The organism is Candidatus Tisiphia endosymbiont of Oplodontha viridula, from assembly GCF_964264865.1.
Lineage (GTDB): Bacteria > Pseudomonadota > Alphaproteobacteria > Rickettsiales > Rickettsiaceae > Tisiphia.
Genome location: NZ_OZ183486.1, coordinates 928,973 through 953,348, shown reverse-complemented (window position 1 = coordinate 953,348; position 24,376 = coordinate 928,973). Strand labels below are relative to the sequence as shown.

The 24,376-nt window shown below is 34.0% G+C and carries 17 protein-coding genes; 6 read left to right on the top strand and 11 right to left on the bottom strand.

What is annotated here, in order from left to right:
• The 7 genes from ACFEL1_RS04625 to yidC all read right to left on the bottom strand — a co-directional run bounded on the left by ACFEL1_RS04625 (window position 1) and on the right by yidC (window position 11,442).
• Window positions 1-2,346 carry a type IV secretion system protein gene (locus tag ACFEL1_RS04625; protein ID WP_375330667.1) on the bottom strand — a complete coding sequence of 782 codons (2,346 nt, stop codon included), beginning with the start codon at window positions 2,344-2,346 and terminating at the stop codon, window positions 1-3.
• Complete coding sequence (locus ACFEL1_RS04620) at window positions 2,333-5,287, bottom strand: type IV secretion system protein (protein ID WP_375330666.1); 2,955 nt, start codon at window positions 5,285-5,287, stop codon at window positions 2,333-2,335. Before ACFEL1_RS04620 ends, ACFEL1_RS04625 begins: the two co-directional genes overlap by 14 nt.
• Window positions 5,288-5,294: 7 nt before the next feature.
• Entirely contained in the window at window positions 5,295-7,709 is a 2,415-nt protein-coding gene (locus ACFEL1_RS04615) for a VirB4 family type IV secretion/conjugal transfer ATPase (protein ID WP_341762164.1), read from the bottom strand.
• Between the two features lie 32 nt (window positions 7,710-7,741).
• Window positions 7,742-8,029, bottom strand: a complete 288-nt coding sequence (locus ACFEL1_RS04610) for a VirB3 family type IV secretion system protein (RefSeq protein ID WP_341753466.1) — start codon at window positions 8,027-8,029, stop codon at window positions 7,742-7,744.
• Window positions 8,030-8,275: 246 nt separating this feature from the next.
• Window positions 8,276-9,202, bottom strand: coding sequence for an acetylglutamate kinase (locus ACFEL1_RS04605; RefSeq protein WP_375330665.1), 927 nt, complete (start codon window positions 9,200-9,202; stop codon window positions 8,276-8,278).
• A complete protein-coding gene (gene yihA / locus ACFEL1_RS04600) occupies window positions 9,156-9,764 on the bottom strand; it encodes a ribosome biogenesis GTP-binding protein YihA/YsxC (protein ID WP_341761591.1) in 609 nt (202 codons plus the stop codon). Before yihA ends, ACFEL1_RS04605 begins: the two co-directional genes overlap by 47 nt.
• Entirely contained in the window at window positions 9,754-11,442 is a 1,689-nt protein-coding gene (gene yidC / locus ACFEL1_RS04595) for a membrane protein insertase YidC (RefSeq protein ID WP_375330664.1), read from the bottom strand. Before yidC ends, yihA begins: the two co-directional genes overlap by 11 nt.
• Window positions 11,443-12,160: 718 nt before the next feature.
• On the opposite strand from yidC, the gene ACFEL1_RS04590 reads away from it, so the two are divergent.
• The 6 genes from ACFEL1_RS04590 to ACFEL1_RS04565 all read left to right on the top strand — a co-directional run bounded on the left by ACFEL1_RS04590 (window position 12,161) and on the right by ACFEL1_RS04565 (window position 21,572).
• Window positions 12,161-13,090, top strand: coding sequence for an AEC family transporter (locus tag ACFEL1_RS04590; RefSeq protein ID WP_341747908.1), 930 nt, complete (start codon window positions 12,161-12,163; stop codon window positions 13,088-13,090).
• Between the two features lie 294 nt (window positions 13,091-13,384).
• Entirely contained in the window at window positions 13,385-15,664 is a 2,280-nt protein-coding gene (locus ACFEL1_RS04585; RefSeq protein ID WP_342279131.1) for an NADP-dependent malic enzyme, read from the top strand.
• 61 nt (window positions 15,665-15,725) lie between these two features.
• The gene (locus tag ACFEL1_RS04580; RefSeq protein ID WP_341762705.1) at window positions 15,726-15,902 is read left to right on the top strand and encodes an HIG1 domain-containing protein; all 177 of its coding nucleotides are present in this window, start codon (window positions 15,726-15,728) and stop codon (window positions 15,900-15,902) included.
• Between the two features lie 316 nt (window positions 15,903-16,218).
• The gene (gene parE, locus ACFEL1_RS04575) at window positions 16,219-18,201 is read left to right on the top strand and encodes a DNA topoisomerase IV subunit B (RefSeq protein WP_342279132.1); all 1,983 of its coding nucleotides are present in this window, start codon (window positions 16,219-16,221) and stop codon (window positions 18,199-18,201) included.
• A 42-nt stretch (window positions 18,202-18,243) separates the two neighbouring features.
• Window positions 18,244-19,623, top strand: coding sequence for a S41 family peptidase (locus ACFEL1_RS04570; protein ID WP_375330663.1), 1,380 nt, complete (start codon window positions 18,244-18,246; stop codon window positions 19,621-19,623).
• A gap of 458 nt (window positions 19,624-20,081) precedes the next feature.
• Window positions 20,082-21,572 carry a sensor histidine kinase gene (locus tag ACFEL1_RS04565; RefSeq protein ID WP_342279134.1) on the top strand — a complete coding sequence of 497 codons (1,491 nt, stop codon included), beginning with the start codon at window positions 20,082-20,084 and terminating at the stop codon, window positions 21,570-21,572.
• 31 nt (window positions 21,573-21,603) lie between these two features.
• On the opposite strand, the gene ACFEL1_RS04560 is transcribed toward ACFEL1_RS04565, so the two are convergent.
• The 4 genes from ACFEL1_RS04560 to ACFEL1_RS04545 form a co-directional block, all read right to left on the bottom strand.
• The gene (locus ACFEL1_RS04560; protein ID WP_341761597.1) at window positions 21,604-21,855 is read right to left on the bottom strand and encodes a BolA/IbaG family iron-sulfur metabolism protein; all 252 of its coding nucleotides are present in this window, start codon (window positions 21,853-21,855) and stop codon (window positions 21,604-21,606) included.
• A 104-nt stretch (window positions 21,856-21,959) separates the two neighbouring features.
• Window positions 21,960-22,724, bottom strand: coding sequence for a hypothetical protein (locus ACFEL1_RS04555; RefSeq protein ID WP_375330662.1), 765 nt, complete (start codon window positions 22,722-22,724; stop codon window positions 21,960-21,962).
• A gap of 78 nt (window positions 22,725-22,802) precedes the next feature.
• Window positions 22,803-23,516, bottom strand: coding sequence for a patatin-like phospholipase family protein (locus ACFEL1_RS04550; protein ID WP_375330661.1), 714 nt, complete (start codon window positions 23,514-23,516; stop codon window positions 22,803-22,805).
• 228 nt (window positions 23,517-23,744) lie between these two features.
• Window positions 23,745-24,296 (bottom strand): hypothetical protein, encoded by a 552-nt coding sequence (locus tag ACFEL1_RS04545; RefSeq protein ID WP_375330660.1) that lies wholly within the window; start codon window positions 24,294-24,296, stop codon window positions 23,745-23,747.
• Between the last annotated feature and the right edge of the window lie 80 nt (window positions 24,297-24,376).

The following is a 24,376-nucleotide window of genomic DNA, read 5'->3' as shown; positions in this document are numbered from 1 at the left end:
TTAACCACCGCCACCACCTCCAGAACTCATACCACCTTCACTACCGCCACCACTAGAACCTGCCATACCTTCAGCTTTGCCACCACTATCACCCCCACCTGAATCTTTTGCTTCTTCTCCTCCTTTCCTTGGTTTTTCTAAAGGATTTTTCTGCGGTGGTTTTCCACCGGAGCTTTTTGCAGCATCGGCAATAAACTCTGCCCCTTTTTTAACCATATCAACTATCTTAGTAGGACTAGCTGTTACAGAATCCATGATAGGACCACCAGTAAGCTCGGCAGCAAACTGACCAATTGATTTTGAAAAATAATAAAAAATAATTGAGAAGACTAATACATAAAGTAACTCTACCATGAGTGATACGACATCTATAACAATTGATTTAATTGGAAAAAGAATTAAAAGATGCTTCTCCCAACCTTCCCCTGAATAATATCGTAATAATTTATATCCAGCACTATTTTTACAATCCTCAGTATTAGTATTTGGTAATCTAAACTCAAAAGTACTAAACTGAGCATCACTGCTATACGTATAGTCATGCCTCATAAACTCACAATTCTTGTATATTGCCGAATCATACATAGTAAGTAATAAGGCAATAAAACCAGCTACCACTGCAGGCTGCACTGCACAAGATATACAAATTTTTAGCCATGCATCAAAATACGCTTTGGTTCTAGTAAATAAAGCCATAGGAATAAATATAGGAGAAATATAGGTCATGACATATATGGTAACTAGACATACTAAATAGTGTGTTATAAAATATAAAATTATTGAAACAAATATTACGGAAAATATTATTCCAGATGCTACTATTATTATTTGTCCAGATAAGAATAAACCAAACATTACAGTAAAAAATCTGAATCCTCCCACTTTTCTCAATGCATCCGGAGCTTCATTTCCAGGTTTTTTAAAGTTTACAGCAGTACCTTTAGTTCCACCCGGCACATCATTAGGAATACCGTTTAAAACGGATTCTGTGTTGTAATATAGCCCCATACCCAAATAATAACCTATCCTGCAATCAACAGCATCCCAAAGTGCATAAAACTTATACCCATCTTTATATTTACTAGTATCGTATTCACATAATCCTCGAGAGCCACCAGCATTAAAAACTATTTGGGCAAATTGTGGAGTAAGCTCCGTAAGTAATGGTAAACCATACTGCAGCATACCATTTTCGGTAGTTTCCTTTCCACCCTTAAAATACGCTGGTCCAAGACCTGTAGCAAAATAAGTGACAACTATTAGCTTCATAACAAAAGATGCTATTTTATCTAAATTACCATATTCTTTGTTTAAAATCATATTAACAGCAAAAAACATAACATATAATATTAACGCCGCCCTAATAGATATTTTCAAAGATTCTTGGAAGGTTGAGAAAGGATTAAGGGCAGTCAAACTAATCTGATCATTTTTTGGATCACAGCTACTATAACGAAAAAAAACTTTATCAAGAGTTTCCTTTACACAATCTACAGCTAAGCCAGAAAAATTAAGTAATGACTGACTCCTTGTAGTACCCATATAACAAGTTTTACCTATATTCCGGCATTGTTCGTCTGGTGGTGCTACCGGAGCTGGTGTGGTAGTATTTTTACAAGCTAGTGGAAGTTGTCCTTTTGAGGTAGACATGACTAGGCACAATCTTTTATCGACAATTTTTACTGTTAAAATAATATCTTTTAATAAAGTATTTCCACCTAAATCAGGATTATTATCAGTGCTTAACTCACTAAGACGCTTAGAATCATTTAAATTAAGAGTAATAACTTTACATTCTAGAGGACTACCATCTTTATTTTTGAGACAGAATTTAAATTGTGGGTCAGTTGCATCACACCCATTAGGAGTACCGGTTATATCAATACTATATAGAAGATGCCCGTAAGCTGTGTTTTGTCTTAGATAATCATCTACTGCAAATGTAGCTGATGGACATGGATCTCCAAAACCAGCAAAAACTTTGCTTGAAAAAAGTACCAAACAACATTGTATAAAAATTTTTATGACTTTACCAAGTGGGCAAGTTTTAAGTAGGTATAACAGCCCTAATGTGTTATTCCTGCTTCCTTTTATATCATTAGACCTCTTTCGAAACTCTACTTCTGCTGGCGATTTGTACGCGACGTCTGTACTCGAATCCTCACGTACATTAGAGTACGCTGCGGTTCGAGGTGAAGCGTCTCCTTCACACCCTTGCGCATAAGCGAGTTTCGAAAGAGGTCTATTCCTGTTTCCCTTAATATCATTCCCGCCTACGCTGGAATGACATCGAGGACTATTATACCTACTTAAACTTGTACAGTTGGTGACTTTATGAATTTTCATTAGAGCCATCTTTTTTTACATTAGTTCTAGCAGTTGTAGTTTTCTTAGCTGGTTTAGTTTTAAGATCGCTCTCCTTCCTAGCTTTTTCCTCACGATTTTTTATTTCTTGTTGAATGTCACCAGCCTTTCCAGCTTGCACCGTAGAATCTTCAAGTCCTCCCAAAGTTTTAGAAAGTAACTCATGGGTCTTTTGCTCTTTTGGTAATTCCTTAGCAGGACTTGCTTTCTCTACTGTCCTTCCTAATTCTTGTGTATTTGTTGTAGCTATCTGTGGTGATCTATTAACAAAATCCTCTGTTTCTACTATTTTATTAGTTGGAGGTAGAATAGGTTCGTCAATAGTCTGCAAATTAACCCTTGATTCCTTTGAAGAACCTCCTGCATCTGAAGAACTCGATTCAGATACACCAGCTGCAGTAGATTCTGCTATATGACGGGCTGGAGAGAGAGGAAGTCCACCACCACCTCCTGCTGTTGATACAGTATCTCTAGATGAACCGCTAGTGTCTAAACTATCTCCTGCTGATTCACCACCAGTAGCTTCAGTATCTCCGGCTGATCCACCTCCACCACCCATATCCTTAGTAGCGCCTCCAGCACCTCTAGCTACTTTATCAGCCGCCTGCATTTTACCAGCAGCTCCAAGAGCAGCCATACCAGCTTTGTATATTGCCTGTGGATGTATGGCAACACCACTAAGAGGTACACCTTCAGTCATATCAGCTGCAAACTCTGCTAATTGGCTACTAAAGTGATACATTAAGTACAAAGTAAAACAAGCAGTAATTAAAGCTAGAGCAATATCCTTAATTTTCTCAAAAACTAATTTGGGTGATACAAAGAACATACCAGGTCCCATAATAATACCCTGCAAAAACGGGTATTCAGATAAATAATCGCTTGTACTGCCACTACCTGGTTTTTTTTTGACCATCTCGTTGAGGTTATCTTTAGCAAAATTAAAAACTGTTGACAGTGGATTATTAAGCATATAACCTAGGCTATTTTGACAGCTTTTAGCATCATCTATACCTTTACTTTCATCTTTCTTATATTGATCCCAATTAGTGTTAACATAAAATATTTTTACCTTTCTTTTTCCATCTCCCCCACTTTCTATACTATTTTGTATAGTTTTACTTGTATATTTACAGTGACCATAAAAACCGAAATCATAAACTGAAAACATCATAATCAGAAAGGTTACCACTACCATAGGTTGTAGCAAAAATGATATTAATAACTTTACCCATGATTCAAAGTAACCACGAGTATATTCAAATAAAAACATTGGCACAAAAAGAGGAGCTAAAACACCTAATATTACTATAGATATCATGCACATCACTGTAGCATTCACCATAAACGCTCCAACAGAAATCACTAATAAAGGATAGGACAGTGCTAGAGATACTAGAGTCATGTTACCTGAAATAATAGCAGGAATCAGTAAATATACATAAGGTGGGGCTGAGAAACTAAAAAAGTCAAAACTCTTGAAATCATGATTTTTATATTGATTTTCTACCAGTAAGGTTGATAGGATATCTAATCCTAAATAATGGCTTACATGACAGTCTAATGAATCCCATAATGCCATATAAGAAAGATTTTTATCGTAATCTTTAGCATCAAATTTACACAACTCTGATGGAGAAGCATTCATAACCCAACCAGCAAGTGTATCTATTCCTCCTAATAATAAAGGAAAAGCCCATTGCACCATACCATCTAGTCGATTATAGTCAGAATTACTACCAGGAGTAATGTTTATACCTACAGAGAAATAGGTCACAAACAACATCTTTAATACAAAATTAATTATTTCATTTTTAGGAGGAACATCACTAGAAAGTATAATTTTAAAACCAAAGAAAATTACATATATAGTCAATAAAGCGGTAACAGTTCGGTGCATATTACGTTGAAATTGAAATAATATGCTACTTTCTCTTTTGCTTGAATTAATTACTTTATTAATATCATCAAATGTACAAACATCTTTACTAACCAGTAATCTTGCTGTCATTTCTTTAATACATTCTATTAATGGTGAAGAGATAACAATGGCTGTTTTAGAATTATTATAAGCTCTTTGGTAACAACTAGAAGATGATAAACCACAATCAACTATTGCCATTGGGTCAGTAGCGGTATTAGTATCTTTCTGAGTTCCACCATCAAGACTCATAAAAGTCGCATAAATCGATTCAGGGTAAGGTTCTCTAATATACTTACAGCCAACTGGTACCCAATCTGCTAATATACTAGGCGCAGCCACACACATGGTATCTTTTATTTTTACTACTTTAAATATAATAGCTGGTATAGGTATAGGTGATATGACCAAGTCTATCATTGCATCTTTGTAACCATCTTCTTTGTCCTTATAAATAGTATGAAATGATGCTTTATTGCTCTTCCATGCGTCCATAATATCTTTCCACGGATCAGAACCGGTTAATACGGCTTTGGCAATAGCAAGAGCAGAAAGGGCTATCGCCTTCACTCTAACAGCTGCTAGCTTAACATTATTACAAAGTGCAAAGGTTAATTTAGGGGTCTTTGGATCAATTTTATTATTTCTTGCACATTGTCCTCCAGGGTAATCTCCATCAAATAATTCATGGTCATTTATTTTAAGACGTAGCATGGTATTTGCATATAATCCTGGCGAGATTATATTAGAAACAGCAAAGGTAAAAAATGATGCCGGTATACAAGTGTGAGAAAATTCCGTACGTAATAAATCACCGATACCTTGAGTTTCACAGGTCAAATTTGAGAGAATATCAATTATAGTATCTAAAGTATCTTTTTGTTTTGGTTCTTCTGCATAACTATTATGGATAATAGTAAAATTTAGTAGACTGCATAGCACTACTATTCTAGCAAATATTTTTGCTCCACTAAGTAAATTTTTTATAAAATTATAATGCATAAATTAACTAAAGTGATTTTACTTCCTCATAAAATATCGGTAACCATTTTTCAGGATCATTACCATATTTCTCTCTAATCCGATCTAACAATAACACTGTTTCAACCCGACCAGAAAGAACATTGATAATATCAGTCATACCATCTAAACTTATTTTTGCAACAACTGCATCTACCCCCTGTTTTATTAAGAAATAACGCGATGTTGGATCTGTAGTTTTTATCAAAATATATTCACGTTGACTAAGCATAAAAGCACTACGGTAAATATCAGTTGCCTTAAGGTTTGGTAAGAATATTTGTGTTGCAGTTTGTTGGATCAAGGTATCACTAATCCTGCTTTTAGCTGCATCTTCAACACTTTGGGTAGCAAAAATTACAAAAGTATTTAACTTACGCAAAACCTTTAGCCAGTCTTTAATTTTGGGAGCAAATACTGGATTATCAATCAAAGCCCACGCTTCATCAAGAACTATCATAGTTCTTTGACCATCTAAAGAAATACTAATTCTATGGAAAATATATAGTAGCACAGGAGCAAGACTAACTGGATCTTTTAACAGTTCAGTCATATCAAAGCCAAATACTCGAGCTTGCTGCAAATCAATATTATCTGCCTCATTATCAAATATTCTAGCATGAGAGCCTTTACCAACCCACATAGCAATCCTGCCTGCTAAGCTATTAGGACCATCTATGCCCAAAAATGCTACAACATTTTTTAATCTTCTATCTTTTTTCTCTAGCTTAAAATTACCACTTACTGCTTGTGATAAAATCTTATTATCTTCTGATGATAACTGCTCTCCATTAGAAGTAACTAATACTTTAAGCCATTCTAATATAAATGTTCTATTCTCCCCAGTATCATCAAGCTGTAAAGGATTAAAGTTACATTCTCCTCCTGGATCAATTGTAGTATAAATCCCATTAAGTGATCTAATAAATATTTCAGCACCGTGGTCTTTATCAAAGAAAAACATTCTAGGTTTAAATTTTTGTGCTTGTGCACATAAAAAATTCATTAATACTGTTTTACCAGCACCAGTTGGGCCAATGATCAGAGTATGCCCAACATCTCTAACATGAAAACTGAAATAAAAAGGTGTTCCCGAGGTAGTATCTAGTACAGTTACATATTCTCCCCAGTGATTATTAAAAACCTTACCTAATGGATAATTGTGCATAGATGCAAAACTAGCCATGTTTAAAGTATTTATAGTCGAACCCCTTACTATATAATCCATATTTCCAGGAAGCTGCCCCCAATAACTTGGTTCCATATTAATTCTTTCTCTAACAGGTTGAATTCCAGAATTGGAGAGTTCAACAGAAGCCATAGATAGGGTATCCTCAAGGGATTTTAAATTACTATCAGAGCATAGAAGCGAAAAATGATGTTCTCCAAAACCAATATCACCACTGGTAGCCATATCAAGTGCTCGAGAGATTTCAGCAATTTGTGATACAGCTTTATCCCCTGCTTGAATCATTCTATTTTGTTGTAGTTGCATTTTGCCAATCGCCACTGTCCTATTAGCAAAAACAAAACTTTGGGTCATTACAAACTCAAAAGGCATTTGTAAAAATCCGTCAAAAATTCCAGCTGATGTAGATGGTCCATACTCTAGAATACTTAATATACCGGCGTATCTTCTACCCTTTGGACCACGTGCTTCTATAGATCTAGAACCAAAAAACAATCTATGGGTTGGAAGATATTGGTCTATTGAATTTCTTGGAACGGCCATTTGCATTGAAGATCCACAATTTACCAAAGTACCCAAGAATTCCATAATATCACAACAATAGCCACTATTTGACTTGCGTACGCCAAGTAACCTCGCCGAATAACTATGGAATGTATTAACTACCCTTGAGGACATTTCTCGCAAACTATCCTGCATATCTCGCATGTCATTTTCCCAAGCTGATTTATCAGACTTTTGCATCAGCTTTTTAATGAAATATTCGATTATAGCAACTCCAGCTTTATCTGGTCTATAAAGAATACTAACATATAATTCATTAAAAAACGACCTAGAACCTGCATGTTTCTTACGCCATTCATTTGATAAATAAGTTGTGAAATCATTAGGTACTCTTATGGTAGGGTCAGAGGTATATTCAAACCCATCAAAAACCACTGGTTTACGTCTCCTGATCGTGTGGAAATACATCACAATATTGCCTGATGACATATTTTTAAGTAACGAATTCCTGATATTTTTTTTAATATCTAAATCTTCATCATCGGCTGTTTCAAAGGAAAAACCACCTATTTTTACTACTTGTAATAATTCATTATTTTTAGTTAAAATAGTATTACTATCCCAATGGCATTTATAAGGAATAAAATGAGAAGTAGGTTTTTCTTTCCTAGATCTCGACTCTTTGGCTGTTTTTGTTACAGATAGTTTTATCATTTTGTCATTTTATACTTTGCTCATAAAACCTAGATACCGTATGAATTCGCTCCATAGAATGATTTATTAGGACACTGACTACATCTAGAAGATTTATTTAAAAGCAATTCTATAAATCTTGGTTCTTTAAAACATATTACATACCCTATCATATGAATCACAAAAGCAACAAGCAAATTCATGATACTATTACTTTGAATAAATAATGACATAGATATAATCATATTAAGTGCTGCAAATTTTATACTCACACCAAATATCATTGCGGGTCTTGTTAAACCAACAAATAAAGGGTCTGATACTAAACTGCCTGACATAAATTACCTCTCTTTAACTCTAATTAACCCACCTTACGTATAATCCCCATGGCAATTTAAAAATTGCAGAAAAGTACAAGACGTCATTGCGAGACCACGTAGTGGTCGTGGCAATCCACATTTATTGGATTGCTTCGTCGCCACCAAAGTGGCTCCTCGCAATGACGTTTAAGCTAGGAGCATATATCTTGCTGATTTTGTATGTATCGCCTATCTAAGGTAACATATATTACTGCCCACATCTTTTTATATAATTGGCAACTCACTTTCTTTACTTGTAAACATACTTAACAATATAGACTCAGGGAAAGCCGAATTGAGAAAATGTACATAATTGTTACTGTTTTGAATAGCACTTAAAGCTGCTTCAAGCAAGCTAACTTTTTCAGGATCAACAGTATTATTCAGCATCTCTTTCAATACATTAACATCTCGTATTCGTATATACTTCTCTCCGGCAAATTCTACCCCATCACATAATAATACTAAATGATCTGCATCTAATGAGGAAGCAATTATCGAGGTCGTCAGATTTACATCCAGCAGATGAGTATTGCCTTTTTCATCACTAGCTACTGGTGTTATAACAGGAATAATATTGCTATCTTCAAAATTTATTAAAATCTCAGGGTTTATTATAACTGGTTCACTGACAAATCCAATATCTATTACAGCTTGATTACTGTCTCTCCTATATGATAATTTTGATTTCTTAGCTTGAATAAGATTAGCATCTTTGCAGGAAATACCAATAGCATAACAACCTAAACTACAGAGCTTTGAAACTATACGCTTATTAATATAGCCAGACAGAACCATTTCCATAATCTGCGAGCTCTTATAATCGGCTACCTTAATATTATTGATAAATTTTTCATCACAGCCAAACAGTTTTAGCGTATCATTTACCAAATTAGTATGATCATGAACTATAAAGATTTTAATGCCACAACTGTCAAGTAACTGTATTACCTCTGCAAAATTCGTTAACAATTTGTCATCATCAATAATTAATGACGGTAGCTTAAATACCATGACTTGATCTCTAACTTCACTACTACGTCTTATTATGTCTTTAATTAGGCTAGTATCTTTGACACGGGCAAAACCTTTACCTTCCTTTTCTTTATAATTTAATGCATTTTGCCAAATTAAACTGCAATTCTTTTGCACCTTCTTTACTCCTGCTACTTGTATAAATTACATTACAGGAGTAGCCTAAAGTTGCAAGAAAATTCTGTGTTATCGTCGTTAGGTTTTCTCTATGTGTTATCTTATCTGACTTTGTGAAAACAATTTGAAAATCTTTATTGCAAGAAAGTAACAATTTAGCAATTTCCATATCATTTTGCTTCACTCCTCTTCTAGCATCAATCAATAAATTTACTAATTTGAGGTTTAAACTCGTTCTGAGATAATATGCTATTAAGGTTTCCCACTGCTGCCTGATGTATATTGGCACTTCTGCAAAGCCATATCCAGGAAGATCAACTAACATAAGTTTATCGGCAAGGGAGAAAAAATTTATTTGCCTAGTACGACCAGGAGTATTAGACACCCTAGCAAGACTTGAATTATTGCATATACTATTAATCAAACTTGACTTGCCAACATTTGATTTGCCAACAAATGCAATTTCTGGCAAAAACATGCTAGGAAACTGACTTATTTTTGCCACACCAGCTATGAATTTTACTTCTTGACGGAAAAGTTTTGTAACCTTATCAACCGACATTATTGTCTAACTTATTGATGTAATATTGCTGAATTATTGATAAAATATTACTCCAAGACCAATAAATCACTACTCCAGCTGGAAAACTACTACACATTACTAAAAAAACCAGTGGCATAAATTTCATTACTTGAGCTTGAACTGGATCAGCTGGCTCTGGGTTCATCCTTTGCTGTAAGAACGCAGTCAGAGCCATGAGAATAGGCCATACACCAATCATCAGGAAGCTTGGACAAATAAATGGCAGTAATCCAAACAAGTTGAAAATTGTTGTTGGATCCGGAGCAGATAAATCTTTTATCCAACCAAAAAATGGTGCTTGACGCATCTCAATAGTTACATTTAACACTTTATAAATCGAGAAAAATACTGGGATTTGTACAATAAGGGGGAGACAACCAGCTATGGGGTTAACCTTTTCCCTTTTATACAATGCCATAACTTCTTGGTTAAGCCTCATTTTATCATCAGCATATAAAGCCCTAATTCTCTCGACTTCAGGCTGAAGATTTTTGGTCTTTTTCATCGAACGATATGATTTATTAGCTAGAGTAAACATTAGCAGTTTTATGATAACAGTTACGATCAAGATACTAATACCGAAGTTACCAACATAGTGATAAAAAAAGTTCATAACGTTAAAGAGTGGTTTAGTGATTATATAAAACCAACCAAAGTCAATTGCACGGTCAAATAGCGTAATATTATATTGCTTTTCGTATTTATCTAATAAATCAACTTTCTTTGCTCCGGCAAATAATTTTTGTGATATAGTAAATTTGTTTCCTACTTCTATGGTTTGAGTTGGTGAGATGAAGTCAACCTGATATTTTTCAATACCGTTTTTTATTACACAATTGAAATTAGAACTATACTTACTAATTTTATCCGGAATTAAGGAAGCTAGCCAATATTTATCTGTTATGCCAATCCAATCAACAACACCTTGCGGAAATTTTTCAGTCTTTTTATCTTTTAAGTCATCAAAGGAATGTTCTTTAAGCCTACCATCAATAGCACCAATTGGTCCTTGATGCAGGATATTAGCCACTTTCTCTTTGCCAGTATATTTACGGTTAATTAGTCCATAATACTGCACTGATATTGGCTGCTTACTATCATTCACCGTAGTCTGATCTATGGTGAACAAGTAATTACTATCCATGCTAATAGTAACCAAGAATTTAACCCCATCTTTGTTGATCCATGATAAATTCACAGGTTTTGTAGGAGTAAGCTCATCACTATCAGCTTGCCAAAGAGTTTCACTGTTAGGAAGAATAGCACTACCAGTTTTATCAAACCAACCTATTTCTGCAAAATAGGCTTCTTCTGACTGAGAATGAGCAAATAATACAACAGGCTTACTGTCTTCTGATAGATCTTGCTTATACTTCAATAAAACCAAATCATCAAACCTTAACCCTTTTAAAGCAATCGATCCGGAAAGTAATTCTGAGTTTATCTGAATTCTCTTGGTAGCAACAAAGGATTCAGCTTCTTTAGATGCTTCTACTTGAACATTCTTTTTCTTTAACTCTTGAACTTGCTTATTATATATTTTATTTTGCTGTTCTAATTTTTGTAATCTTGGTTTATCGTAAAAATATTGCCATCCAAAAATAATACCAAGGGACAAGACAATGGCAGCTGCCAAGTTAACTATGTTATGATTCATCACGGTCTAAAAATAATTTAAGTTTACTAGAATATATACTACTCGTAAATGAAGAGTTGATAGACGATAGAATCAAAATCATGATAGTAGCAGGAGTCGAAGGGTCGATGGTCGGAGCGTACATTTAGTACTGGCTACCTACGAACCCTGAAGACGACAACGCAATTCTTGATTTTCTATTCTAGAGTATATCAGAATATTTGATTCCACTAAGTATTTTATATATAATTAATTTAGGTACATACAATAAAAATAGCTCCCTCATCTTAGAACCTTCATTAGACTTCCCTATGAGTTCTATAAGATTTAAGCAAAATAATCAAGAAATTTGATGTATACTCAAATCAGGATAAGTATACGTCTTGATTTGCAATCAAACTCTGATATTATGCGAAGTAAAATTTTAATCGTAACACGCGATAATCAAGTTTTTTAGAATTATTAAAAAATACGTCATTGCGAGAAGCCGCTGAAGGCGGCGACGCGGCAATCCAGGATACGCGAAGCGTTACTCTAAAAAAACAGCTTCGCTGTTTACTTGGATCGCCACGGCATCTAAAGAGCCTTGCTATGACGGTTAAGGAAAAACTTGATTATCGAGTAACACACGAATTCGGGATAAGAATTAGCTAATTCTTATCCTGAATTGGGGTATAACATATATTTACAGCCAATTGCTAATTGTCTAGCAATTGGTAATTGGGATAATTGTAAACTGATGAACGAAATCTTCTCTAGTACATTACCTGTTTTGTTGATTCCCTTGTTTGGTAGTATTATCAAAAGGAAATGGTTGACTTCTGAAGAATTTTGGCGAGGATTAGAGAAATTATCATATTTTTTTCTTTTCCCTATTATGCTTTTTAATAATATATCTGCAGCCGATTTAAATGCATCGTCTATAATAAAACTGGTATTTGCATTAATCATCTCCACCTCTATTATTTCTTTGGCTTTAATTATTTATCAGAAGAAAACCAATTTTGACAAGGTTCAGTTTACTTCAACTTTTCAAGGTGCAATACGTTTTAATAGTTATATCTTTTTTGGTGTTAGTAGTCCTCTTTTGGGTCAGGAGGGACTTGCTATAGTATCTGTGATTTCATCCTATATGATCATTTTTACTAATATCATATCAGTAATGATTTTTGCACGTTATATCCCTGATAGTTCAGTAGCTAAGTCGCCTAAAGCTAGCTTTATATTGATACTTAAATTGATAGTACAAAATCCCTTGATTATAGCTAGTATAATTGGATTTCTTTTTAATTATTCTGGTTTAGAATTACATCTTGGTATAAAAAAAACCTTATCTAGCCTGTCCAACTCTGCTTTAGCTATAGGTATGCTAAATGTTGGGGCAAGTCTCAAATTTTTTATGCGTGGTGCTATTTTACAAAATGTATTGCTTACTAGTTTTGTTAAGTTAGTGGCTTTTCCTGTTGTCACAATAATTGTGTTGTCACTAATGTCAATAACTGGTACTGCTAAATCAGTTGGTGTCCTGTATAGCTGCCTGCCGTGTGCTAGCACGGCTTATGTTTTATCACGTCAGCTTGGTGGTGATCCGGAATCTATGGCATCAATTATTACGTTCACAACACTTTTTTCAATAGTATCATTGTCAGTTCTTATGTGGATGATATAACTAATAAACTCAATTTCGGATTAATTTCATTAATCCGAAATTGGAATGAGAATGTAAACAATTAGGCTTAAAGCAGCTATCACGCCTGATTGTTAAATATTTCATTTGCTAATAATCTTATTTTTATATCAATAAAAATAAGATTATTAGCGATAATAGATTAAAATGCATTCGTACCAGCCGCTTCAAGAATGCATTTTTCTGATATTCTAGCCATTTTTGGATTAAAATTTTTAATTTTAATCCAAAAATGAGGTTAATAAACACTTGCAGTAATTAAGAAGGAATAACATCATGGGTGAAATGAATAAAATAAATTATCTCAAAGCCTTAGAATATCATCAAAAAGGTAAGCCAGGCAAAATTGCTATTGCGGCAACTAAGCCTTTGGATACTGCACATGACTTGGCTTTGGCTTATTCGCCAGGGGTAGCAGCTCCGTGTCTTGAAATTGCGAAAAATATAGATGATATTTATAAATATACTGCTAGAGGCAACTTAGTTGCTGTAATAACTAACGGTACGGCAGTTCTTGGTCTTGGTAGTATAGGGGCAGCTGCGTCGAAACCCGTAATGGAAGGAAAAGCCGTTTTATTCAAGAACTTTGCTGATATTGATTCTATTGATCTTGAAATAGATACGACTGACCCTGATGAGTTTGTTAATGCAGTAAAATATCTTAATTACAGTTTTGGAGGTATTAATTTAGAAGATATTAAATCTCCTGAATGTTTTATAATTGAAGAAAAATTAAAAAGCTGTATGCAGATACCGGTTTTTCATGATGATCAGCATGGTACGGCTATTATTGCTGCTGCAGGTTTAATTAATGCAGCTTATCTTACCAATCGTTCACTTGATAGTCTAAAAATTGTCATAAGTGGTGCAGGGGCAGCGGCAATTGCTTGCATTGAATTACTAATTGCTCTTAGTGTGGACAAAAAAAATGTTATACTATGTGATAAAATTGGGGTAGTTTACCAAGGTCGGCAAGAAGGCATGAACAAATGGAAAGAATTATATGCAGTCGAGACCGATCTCAGGACTCTGAGTGATGCTATGAAGTCAGCCGATGTATTCCTTGGTTTATCCGTTAAAGGAACAGTATCGAAAGAAATGGTAGCTAGCATGGCTGCAAATCCTATCATTTTTGCCATGGCTAATCCAGACCCAGAGATTACTCCGGAGGATATACAGCTAGTTAGAAGCGATGCGATTATTGCTACCGGACGCTCTGATTATAATAATCAGATTAATAATGTTATGGGATTTCCATATATTTTCCGTGGAGCTTTAGATGTTAGAGCTACTACTATTAATCAGGAAATGAAAATAGCTGCAGCAACTTCTTTAGCTGAATTAGCAAGACAAGCTGTTCCGAATGAAGTTTATAAAGCATATCCTGGTAAAAAAATGGTTTTTGGTTCAGATTACATAATTCCTGTACCATTTGATCCAAGATTAATTACCACTGTTCCAGTAGCGGTAGCTAAAGCTGCTATAGATAGCGGGGTTGCTAAAATTACCGAATTTGATGTTAAGAATTATGCAAAGGAGCTGGAAAGTAGGTTAAATCCTACCTCTCATTACATGAATCTATTATTTGAGAGAATTCAACAGTCAACACCTCAAAGAATAGTTTTTGCTGAAGGTGAGGAGGAAGAGGTAATCATAGCTGCTATGAGCATGCGGGATGCTTCGCATGCTCATCCTATCCTAGTTGGTAGATATGATAAAATATCTGCTGTTTTAAATAGAATAGGTATGAATTATGATTTAGATGGTATTACCATAATGAATGCTGCTATTAACCAAAATCTTGATAAATATATAGATACTCTTTATAGCCGGTTACAGCGTAAAGGTTACTTATACCGTGACTGTGCTAGACTAGTTAAAAGTGATAGAAATATATTCTCGGCTATCATGGTAGTTTGTGGCGATGCTGATTGTATGGTTACTGGTGTTACAAAGAGCTATTATAGTAGCTTAGAGGATATTATGAAGGTAATGGAAGCCAAAGAAAATAACAGAATTTTAGGCTATTCCATTCTGATTGCCAAGGAGCATAATATAATTATTGCTGATAATAGTGTGGCTGAACTGCCAAATGAGCAGGACATTGTAGAAATAACCTTGCAGACTGCTAATATAGCAAAAAATATGGGAATGACGCCAAAGGTTGCACTACTTTCTTTCTCAACTTTTGGTAATCCAATGAGGGAAAAGGCAAATAGAGTACGGGAAGCTGTTAGAATTTTAGATAGTATGAGTCTAGATTTTGAATATGATGGTGAAATGTCAGCTAATGTTGCTCTAAACCCTAATCGTAATTCATATAAGTTTTGTAGGCTATCAGGTTCTGCTAATGTATTAATTATGCCCGGTCTACATTCGGCTGCAATATCAACACAACTGCTGCAAGAATTAGCTGGAGGTGTTTTTATAGGACCAATAATTAATGGTTTTGAATATCCGGTACAAATAGTACAAATGGGATCATCGGCAAGTGAGATAACAAAAATTGCCACATTTGCCTGTATAGATGCAATAAATCTCTTGAACGAAAGATAATTAATTTTCGGATTTTATATTATTTGTTAATAGGTTATAATAACTCTTTCGAGGAATTTTAATGATATATACATTAATTGCTTTAAGCTTGACTACATTAGTCTTAGTGATAGGGATTGTATCTATGGCTATTGGTGGAAAATTTGATAAAAGATTTAGCTCAAAATTAATGTCGCTACGGGTTATATTTCAGGCAGTTGCTGTATGTTTGCTTGCTTTCCTCTATCTTTCAAAATAGTATATATACTCGATGAAAATCAAGAATTGCGTTGTCGTCTTCAGGGCACAACTGTTGAAAGTTAAAAAATCGTCATCGCGAAGTGCTGTTGTAAGGCTTAAACCGTCATTGCGAGCGAACGTACGTGAGCATGGCAATCCATAAAGCTTGTCATATAGATTGCTTCGTCGACCTACGGTCTCCTCGCAATGACGCTGTGGTATAGGTATTTGTAAACTTTCAACAGTTGTGCCTTTGACACGACGACCTTAATTCTTGAAGTTCTACCTGAGTATACTCGAATGATTTGGAAAAACTTGTAAGTTAATACCATAATATGTCTGATCTATTTAGTTTTAATGATAAAAAGCCTAAAATTAATAATTCATATACTGCAAAAGATATCGAAGTATTAGAAGGGCTTGAACCCGTACGCAAGCGTCCTGGTATGTATATTGGCGGAACAGACGAAAATGCTATGCATCATCTTGTTTCGGAAGTACTGGATAATGCTATGGATGAAGCTGTTGCTGGTTTTGCTAACATTATAACCATAGAAATGCATGTGGATAACAGTATCACTATTTCTGATAATGGTAGAGGAATTCCTGTCGATAATCACCCCAAATTTCCTGAAAAATCTGCTTTGGAGGTGATTCTAACTCAGCTCCACTCGGGAGGTAAATTTGCGAATAATGTATACCAAACAGCAGGTGGATTACACGGAGTTGGTATTTCTGTTGTTAATGCTTTATCAGACTATTTAGAAGTTAAAGTGTACAAGCAGGGTAAATTATTCAAGCAATCTTATTCTAAAGGGCATAAATTGAATGATTTAGAAAGTGAAGATGTTGCAAAAAAATTAAAGGGAACATCTATAAATTTTCATCCTGACCTAGAGATTTTTGGTGAAAAATCATGTTTTTCTCCTAAAAAAATATACGAATTAGCTAAATCAAAAGCCTATTTGTACAGGGGAGTAACGATAGAGTGGCAATGTGAGATTGAGACTAAAAGTGATGTACCGACAACAGCTCTGATCCATTTTCCAAATGGTTTGAAGGATTATTTAATATCAAAAATAAATCATGACGATTTAGTTAGTGGAGAGATTTTTTGTGGTAATATTGACTGGGACCAAGATCACGTAAAAGTGGAATGGGCAATTGCGTGGCATAAAAATGAATACCAACCCTTCATACAATCATATTGTAACACTATTCCCACCCCCCTTGGCGGAACTCATGAACAAGGTTTGCGTAATGCATTACTTCGCGGCTTAAAAATATACGGCGAAATGATAGGTAATAAAAAAACAACTATACTTACTATTGAAGATATTCTTGAGACTTCTTCTATTGTTCTCTCTATATTTATCCAAGATCCAATATTTCAAGGACAAACAAAAGAAAAATTGGTTTCACTAGGGGTTAATAAAATAGTAGAAAACATTATTAAGGATCATTTTGATCATTGGTTGAGCAGTAATAAAGTAGCCGCAAACCAATTAGTTGAGCATATAGTCAATATTGCTGAATTCCGAATAAATAAGCGTAATGAAAAAAATACCTTACGTAAAACTGCTACACAAAAATTGCGACTACCAGGTAAATTAGCCGATTGTACAAGAACGTCTCCTAATGGGACGGAGCTATTTTTGGTTGAGGGAGATTCAGCTGGAGGATCAGCTAAGCAGGCAAGAGATCGAGAAACACAAGCTATTTTGCCCCTTCGGGGCAAAATCCTAAATGTTGCCAATGCAACTCTAGAAAAGATTACTAATAATCAAGAAATTCAAGATCTAGAAGTAGCACTAGCATGCGGTAGTCTTAAAAATTACCGAGAAGAAAATTTACGTTATGAAAAAATAATAATTATGACAGATGCTGATGTTGACGGAGCTCACATCGCCTCACTGTTAATGACGTTTTTTTACCTTCGTATGCCAAAGCTAGTATCATCGGGTCATTTATATATTGCAAAACCACCACTTTATCGACTAACACAGTCTAATAAAACTTACTATGCAGTAAATGATCAACAAAAGACTGATTTAACTGCTAGATTATTAAAAAATAGTAAAGCTAAAATAGACATTGGTAGATTTAAGGGACTGGGGGAAATGATGCCAGCTCAGTTAAAAGAAACAACAATGAATCCAAAAAATAGGTCACTTTTAAAAGTTACTATAGATGATTTTGATAATATTGCTAAGATGGTAGACAATCTTATGGGCAAGAAACCAGAAAAACGTTTCCAGTTTATTTATGATCAGGCTTTAATTAAAATGGATACTATTATAAATAATCTAGATATTTAAAATTGCATCATCTACCAACTACTTATAAATTACAGGAGTACTATGTTCTTACGTTTAATTACAATATTATTATCAAGTTCTATCATTTTTTCTAATATAACATTTGCTGAAGAAGTAAAGAAGAAAGAATTACCAGATTCAGCTTATTTAAAACAATTCCAAGATATCTTTGAACGTGTTAATAGAGACTATGTCCAAGAACCTGAAAAACAAAAAATGACTGATGCAGCTATAGATGGCATGTTAACTTCGCTAGATCCTCATTCTAACTACATTACTGATGAGGATCTAGAATATTTTCTTGACCACACTAAAGGAGAATTTGGAGGTATTGGTGTTGAAGTGCAATATGACAATAGTGCTATCAAAGTCATTTCCCCTATTGATGATCTACCCGCTTATAGGGCAGGTATAAAAGCTGGAGACTATATTGTGGGGGTTAATGATGAGTTTGTATCAAATTTAGGATTTAATAAAGCGGTCAGAGAGATGCGTGGAGAACCAGGGGCAAAGGTAAAATTATTGGTAATCACGGAAGGTGAAAGTAAGCCAAAGGAAATTGAACTTACTAGAGAAATAGTTACAATTACACCAGTAAAAGCCCATTTAGAAAGAAATAATATCGCTTACGTAAGGATAGGGAGTTTTAATGAACATACTATTTCAGAATTAAAAAAATCTATAAAAACTTTAAAAAATGAAAGTAAAAATGGTCTAAAAGGTATTATCTTAGACCTACGTAATAATGGTGGTGGTCTGTTAGATCAGGCTGTTGCGGTTAGCGAATATTTTATTGATTCTGGGGTAATCGTTACTACCAAAGGCAGAAGCAAAAATAGTAACTCAGTATTGACTAGTAATAAATTTGCAGAAAAAGCACCATCTGTCCCTATTGTTGCTCTTATTAATGTTGGATCTGCTTCAGCTGCAGAAATCGTAGCTGGTGCATTGCAAGACCATAAAAGAGCAGTAATACTTGGAACAAAATCTTTTGGTAAAGGGTCCGTACAAAGCTTTGCTACAATTAGTCCTAGAGCTGCTATAAAGCTTACAACAGCTAAATATTACACTCCTAGTGGTCGTTCAATTCAAGCAGAGGGTATTGAACCTGACATAGTGGTTGAGATGGCAAAAGTTGAGTATCCTGAAACAAAATCAACAGATGTGAGATTTTCTGAATCTTCTCTAAAGAATTATCTAAAAAACGATAATAATAAAAACGATGATAAAAAAGTAGATACTACAGATAAAAATAAAGAACTTATTAAGAAAACAAATGATATTACAAAAAATACCAAACCAAAAAATACTCTAGAACAATTATCTGATCTTTATAAAAAAGATTATCAATTTGCTAGAGCTTATGATTTAATTATGGGATTAATCTTGACTAATAAAAGTAGTAATGAATTGAAAGAATAAAGGGTATACTCAGGTAGAACTTCAAGAATTGGCGTTCCCGCGACCAAAGATCGAAGCTGCTCACGTACTAATGTACGCCTAGCAGCTCGACTTTGATACTCCTAGCTCTTCTTGAAGTTATACTATCGTCTACCAACTCTTCATTTACGAGCAGTATACAATGGGTAGGGTAATTGGGCATAACTGTTGAAAGTTAAAAAATCGTCTATTAGCGAAGCGTTGTTGTAAGGCTTAAACCGTCTATTAGCGAGCGAACGTACGTGAGCGTGGCAATCCATGAAACTTGTCATATAGATTGCTTCGTCGACCTTATGGTCTCCTCGCAATGACATGCTAGATTCTTAAGTTGATGCCTATGCGAATTCGCGTGATAAGGTTACAAAGGAAATATCAGCTATTAGTTATGACTTTAATATTGTCCTGTGTCTATATGTGTAAGTAATATATGTGCAAACCTAATGATTCAAAATAAATATATTATTAGACTGTCATCCATTGGCTTATTTATAAACATTATTGTAAATATGATTTACTATCGTTACTTCATTATTGAAGAAATGATTTTAAAGCAAGTCGGAGAAACAAATATTAAAATAGCTGATGTTTATACAAAAAATGTTTGGGATAGGAATAGAACTGCTGTAGATAAGATACATGAATTTGGTTATATAAATTTATTACAAGATACAGATTTTATTAAGTTTGCAACTACTTCAGTTGATATTTTTGTTAATCTTAATGCATATATTTCTTTGTATGATCTACAAGGTAATAAAATTATAACTAGTTCGCCAATTCAAGTAACAAGTCACATGAATTTTCCTGAAGACACTCTGTATCAAAAAATTATTACCAAAATTGATAGATATTTTTTAAAAGAATTGAGTATAGAACAAGCCTTTAACAAAGCTTTTAAAGGGATAACAACTCATCTATTAATTCCTAGAGCCATGTTACATATATCAGGGGAGGTAAAGAAAGCATCTTGTATAACAAGTTATATCCCAATAATAAACCGTGATCCATTGAACTATCCTGTTGATGGTGTATTAGAGATACATACCAATATTACTAGTTTATGGTCAAGTATTATAGAGCTTGAAAGAAAAGTATTATTAACTTTTGTTATCATTTTGGTAATATTTTTAGTTATAGTTATGAGTAACACAAATTATGCACAAAAAATTATAGACCGACAATTTGAGGCTAATAAAGCATTAGAGGAAGCAGTAACTAAGGTTAGAAATGAAAGTTCTGCTCATACTAAATTTTTTGCCAATGTTAGTCATGAGCTGCGTACCCCTCTAAATGCTATTATAGGTTTTTCAGAAATTATGATGTCTACACCTTACAATAAGGAACATGATGCTTATGTAAAAGATATTCATAACGCAGGCAAGCATTTACTAGGTATAATAACCGATATATTAGACTTGTCAAAAGCATCTGCTGACAAGCTATTAGTTGATTCTGTAGAGTTAGACCTAAATAAATTAATTACTTCTACTATAAGGATAATGCAACCAAGAGCTGACCAAGCGAATGTAGCATTAATTGAAAAACTACCAAAAGATCATATTATTATAAAAGCAGATCCCAAAAGGCTTAAACAAGTATTTTTTAACCTTTTATCTAATTCTATAAAATTCACCAACGCATTAGGTTCTATAACAATTCATGCTGAAAAAAATGAATCTCAAGGACTAGTTTATGTGCAAGTTATAGATACTGGTATAGGAATTGATGAGAAAGATATTCCAAAAGTACTCTCAACATTTGGTCAAATTGATAGTGCCGTTGGCAGAAAATATCAAGGTACTGGTCTTGGTTTACCACTCACTCGAAAGTTGGTTGAACTAATGAGAGGTAAATTTGATATACAAAGTAAAATAGGCATAGGCACAACTGTAACACTAACTTTTGCTTATGATAGTAGTATAGAACAATAACTACCCCAATGTTGGGAATGCAGGTGTATGATTATTTGACTATATTTAATGGAGAACTGGTAGTTTTTATGGTGATAGCATGTAATTTATTATTATTCAGTATTTCTGCTAAAGCTTTTTTTACCATCTTATGCTGATTAATTAGACTAATTCCAAGAAAAGCATCATCTTGTATTTCTAAGGAATAGTGATTCTGATCTCCAGCTAAATCAACAATTTTTATTTTGGCATTTGGAAAACTATAACGTATAATTTCTTCAAGTTCTTTAATAGATATTGCCATTGTTCTTTAGAGTTTTTTATGTAACATACAACAAAAGCTTAAAGTCTGCAATCAGAGAAATTTAAAAGTCGATCTGACTGGCAAAGTAATGCATTTTTTACTTTCTAATAACAGTCAACTAAGTCGTCAGCATGCTCGTATAGTGTATCCTGTCCCTCAAGTTTAGTCACTTCTTGAACACAAGAAATATTATACTTATAATCATGAGAGGTACTAATTATTAATGACTTAATATTTTCTAATAGCTCTGAACGACTCTCTGTATCTAACCCTACAATCCATTGAACGGTTTTCTGTACTTCTTCAGGTAGTGATGCAATTGTAGTAATATCTAACTCTTCAGGAGATACATTATTAACATATTCTAAATATTCTAATGCACGTTTGGAATCCTTTGCATATAATTCTTTAATCCATTGAAGTGTTGTTGTAAATTTCTCACTAATTACAGCAGGATATGTTTCTCCATTAGTCACTATAGTACTACTAGATTCTAATTCATTACTTACCATTGCATTTAAGACTTCAGGTTCTACAGCAGTTGTTACTATATCAAAATTTGAGTTATTAGCATTACTTTCATACCCTTCATCATTAACCTCAGAACTTACCAGTGCATTTGAGATTTCAGATTGCTCAAGATTATCATTCCAATCAGCTTTTAACCTATCACACAGATCTTGTATTAACTTGGAATTATTTTCTAAATATTGCTCAGCGACTAGCTTTAACTTTGTTATATTATTTTGGCTAGAATCGTCTAAGCTTTTACATTCTTTTGGGATAGGCAGCCATATCTCTGTATTTTGTCCTTCACCTGTTAGATCTAACCTAACCTCATTTACGTCAGCTTCCTCGTCGTTTTTCATAAGTGTATCAATTAAGCCGTTAAGCAACCACCCTAATGCTCCATCAAAATTAGATGATGGTATTTGGGCTTTGGTTTGCTAACCTTTTCCAAAATTGATAGAACAAATCATAGTGCGTTCCATAATGTCTGCTTGTTCATGATAACTAAGCCCTTCTTTAAGCACCTGTAGCACTGTAGCAGCTGGACGATTAGCACCAAGACCACCATCGGCAAAAGCATAAGGCTTACCCGCAGCATAATCATAATCTTTTACGGCCTCTTTATTAACAACAGCTTTAAAATAGGTTGGTGCTGCTGTAGTTGCAAGAAGCACGTCCTTTGTTCTAACATGTGGACTATGTTGATCATGACTATCAAAAATCTTCATACTATTCTTTCCTTCATTCAAATCAGCAACTGGTATAATAAGACGGCATAGGCTATCATCCAATCTATTATCCCCTAAATGCTTTTCTAGCATTTTCTTCAAAGGTTCTTGACTATATTTGTGTTTTATTATTCCCCAGTTAAACCAGCTTTGAGGGAAGATTTCAGGAGCAGTGTTTTCAAATAATTCTAAAGCTTCTTTAGCTGAATAACGAGGTTCTGTTGATCCTTCTTCTTTAGGAATTGTTAATAAGGCTGCAATTAATCCTCCAACACTAGTGCCAGAAATAATATTAAATAATTTAGATATAGGTTGCTGGGTTATTTCTTCTATTTTCGCTAGTACAACTAACTCAGCTATTCCTTTTACCCCACCACCTGAAAGGCAAAGAACTTTGTTTTGTCCTGTTTGATTTGTAGTCATAAACTATGCCTCCGTAACCTTTTAAAGTTTCCTGATATTTAGGTTATCATAAAATTTATATTGTAACAAATAAAATTTTGTATCGTAATAAATAAAAGCAAAAAATAAATTATATAATATCGTAGGGAAGGCTAAAATATTACACACCAAACTTGTAAATTGATTTATCAATTTTTCAAAGTATTTGAGTATATAACACCCCAATTCGGGATAAGAATTGACAAATTCTTATCCCGAATTCGCGTATAACCTAACATGCTGCAAAATTTTCTTTGCAGCCTCACTAGCAGGAAGGAGTGTAACATCAAGCTCAAATAAATTAGGATGAGAAATTTGAATCAAAGGATATTTTGGATAAACATCTTGTATATCGATTGATTTGTAACGAAGCAGCCTATCTAGTTGTTGAATTCTCATAATATTTTCTTTTTCTGAAATCAATAATTTTACAGGAATAAATGTTGACTTACGGTTCGATGCTAGCTGTTGTACTTGATTAAAAAGCTTATGATCACCATCAATCTCATAGAGACAATTAGTAAGAACATAGTTATTATAAGTTTCTTGGCTTAGAAAATTAAAAATACCATCTCGTATATGTTTAATTGTATCCCAAGCAAATTCTGGAATGGGAGTCAACCCATCATAATTTAGAAGTGAGAAAATAGGATTATTGATATGCTGGTTGTCACATATGCTGTAGCCAGCTTTTGCTATTTCCTTTGCTATAGTATACTTGCCAGTCCTTGGTTTTCCTATTAGGTAGATAATGGTAGTCATTTTGTTTAATCTCACTAAAAGCTAACTATACTAATTTTATTTGTGTTAAACTCTAAAAACTTAGAAATTGATTTATCAAT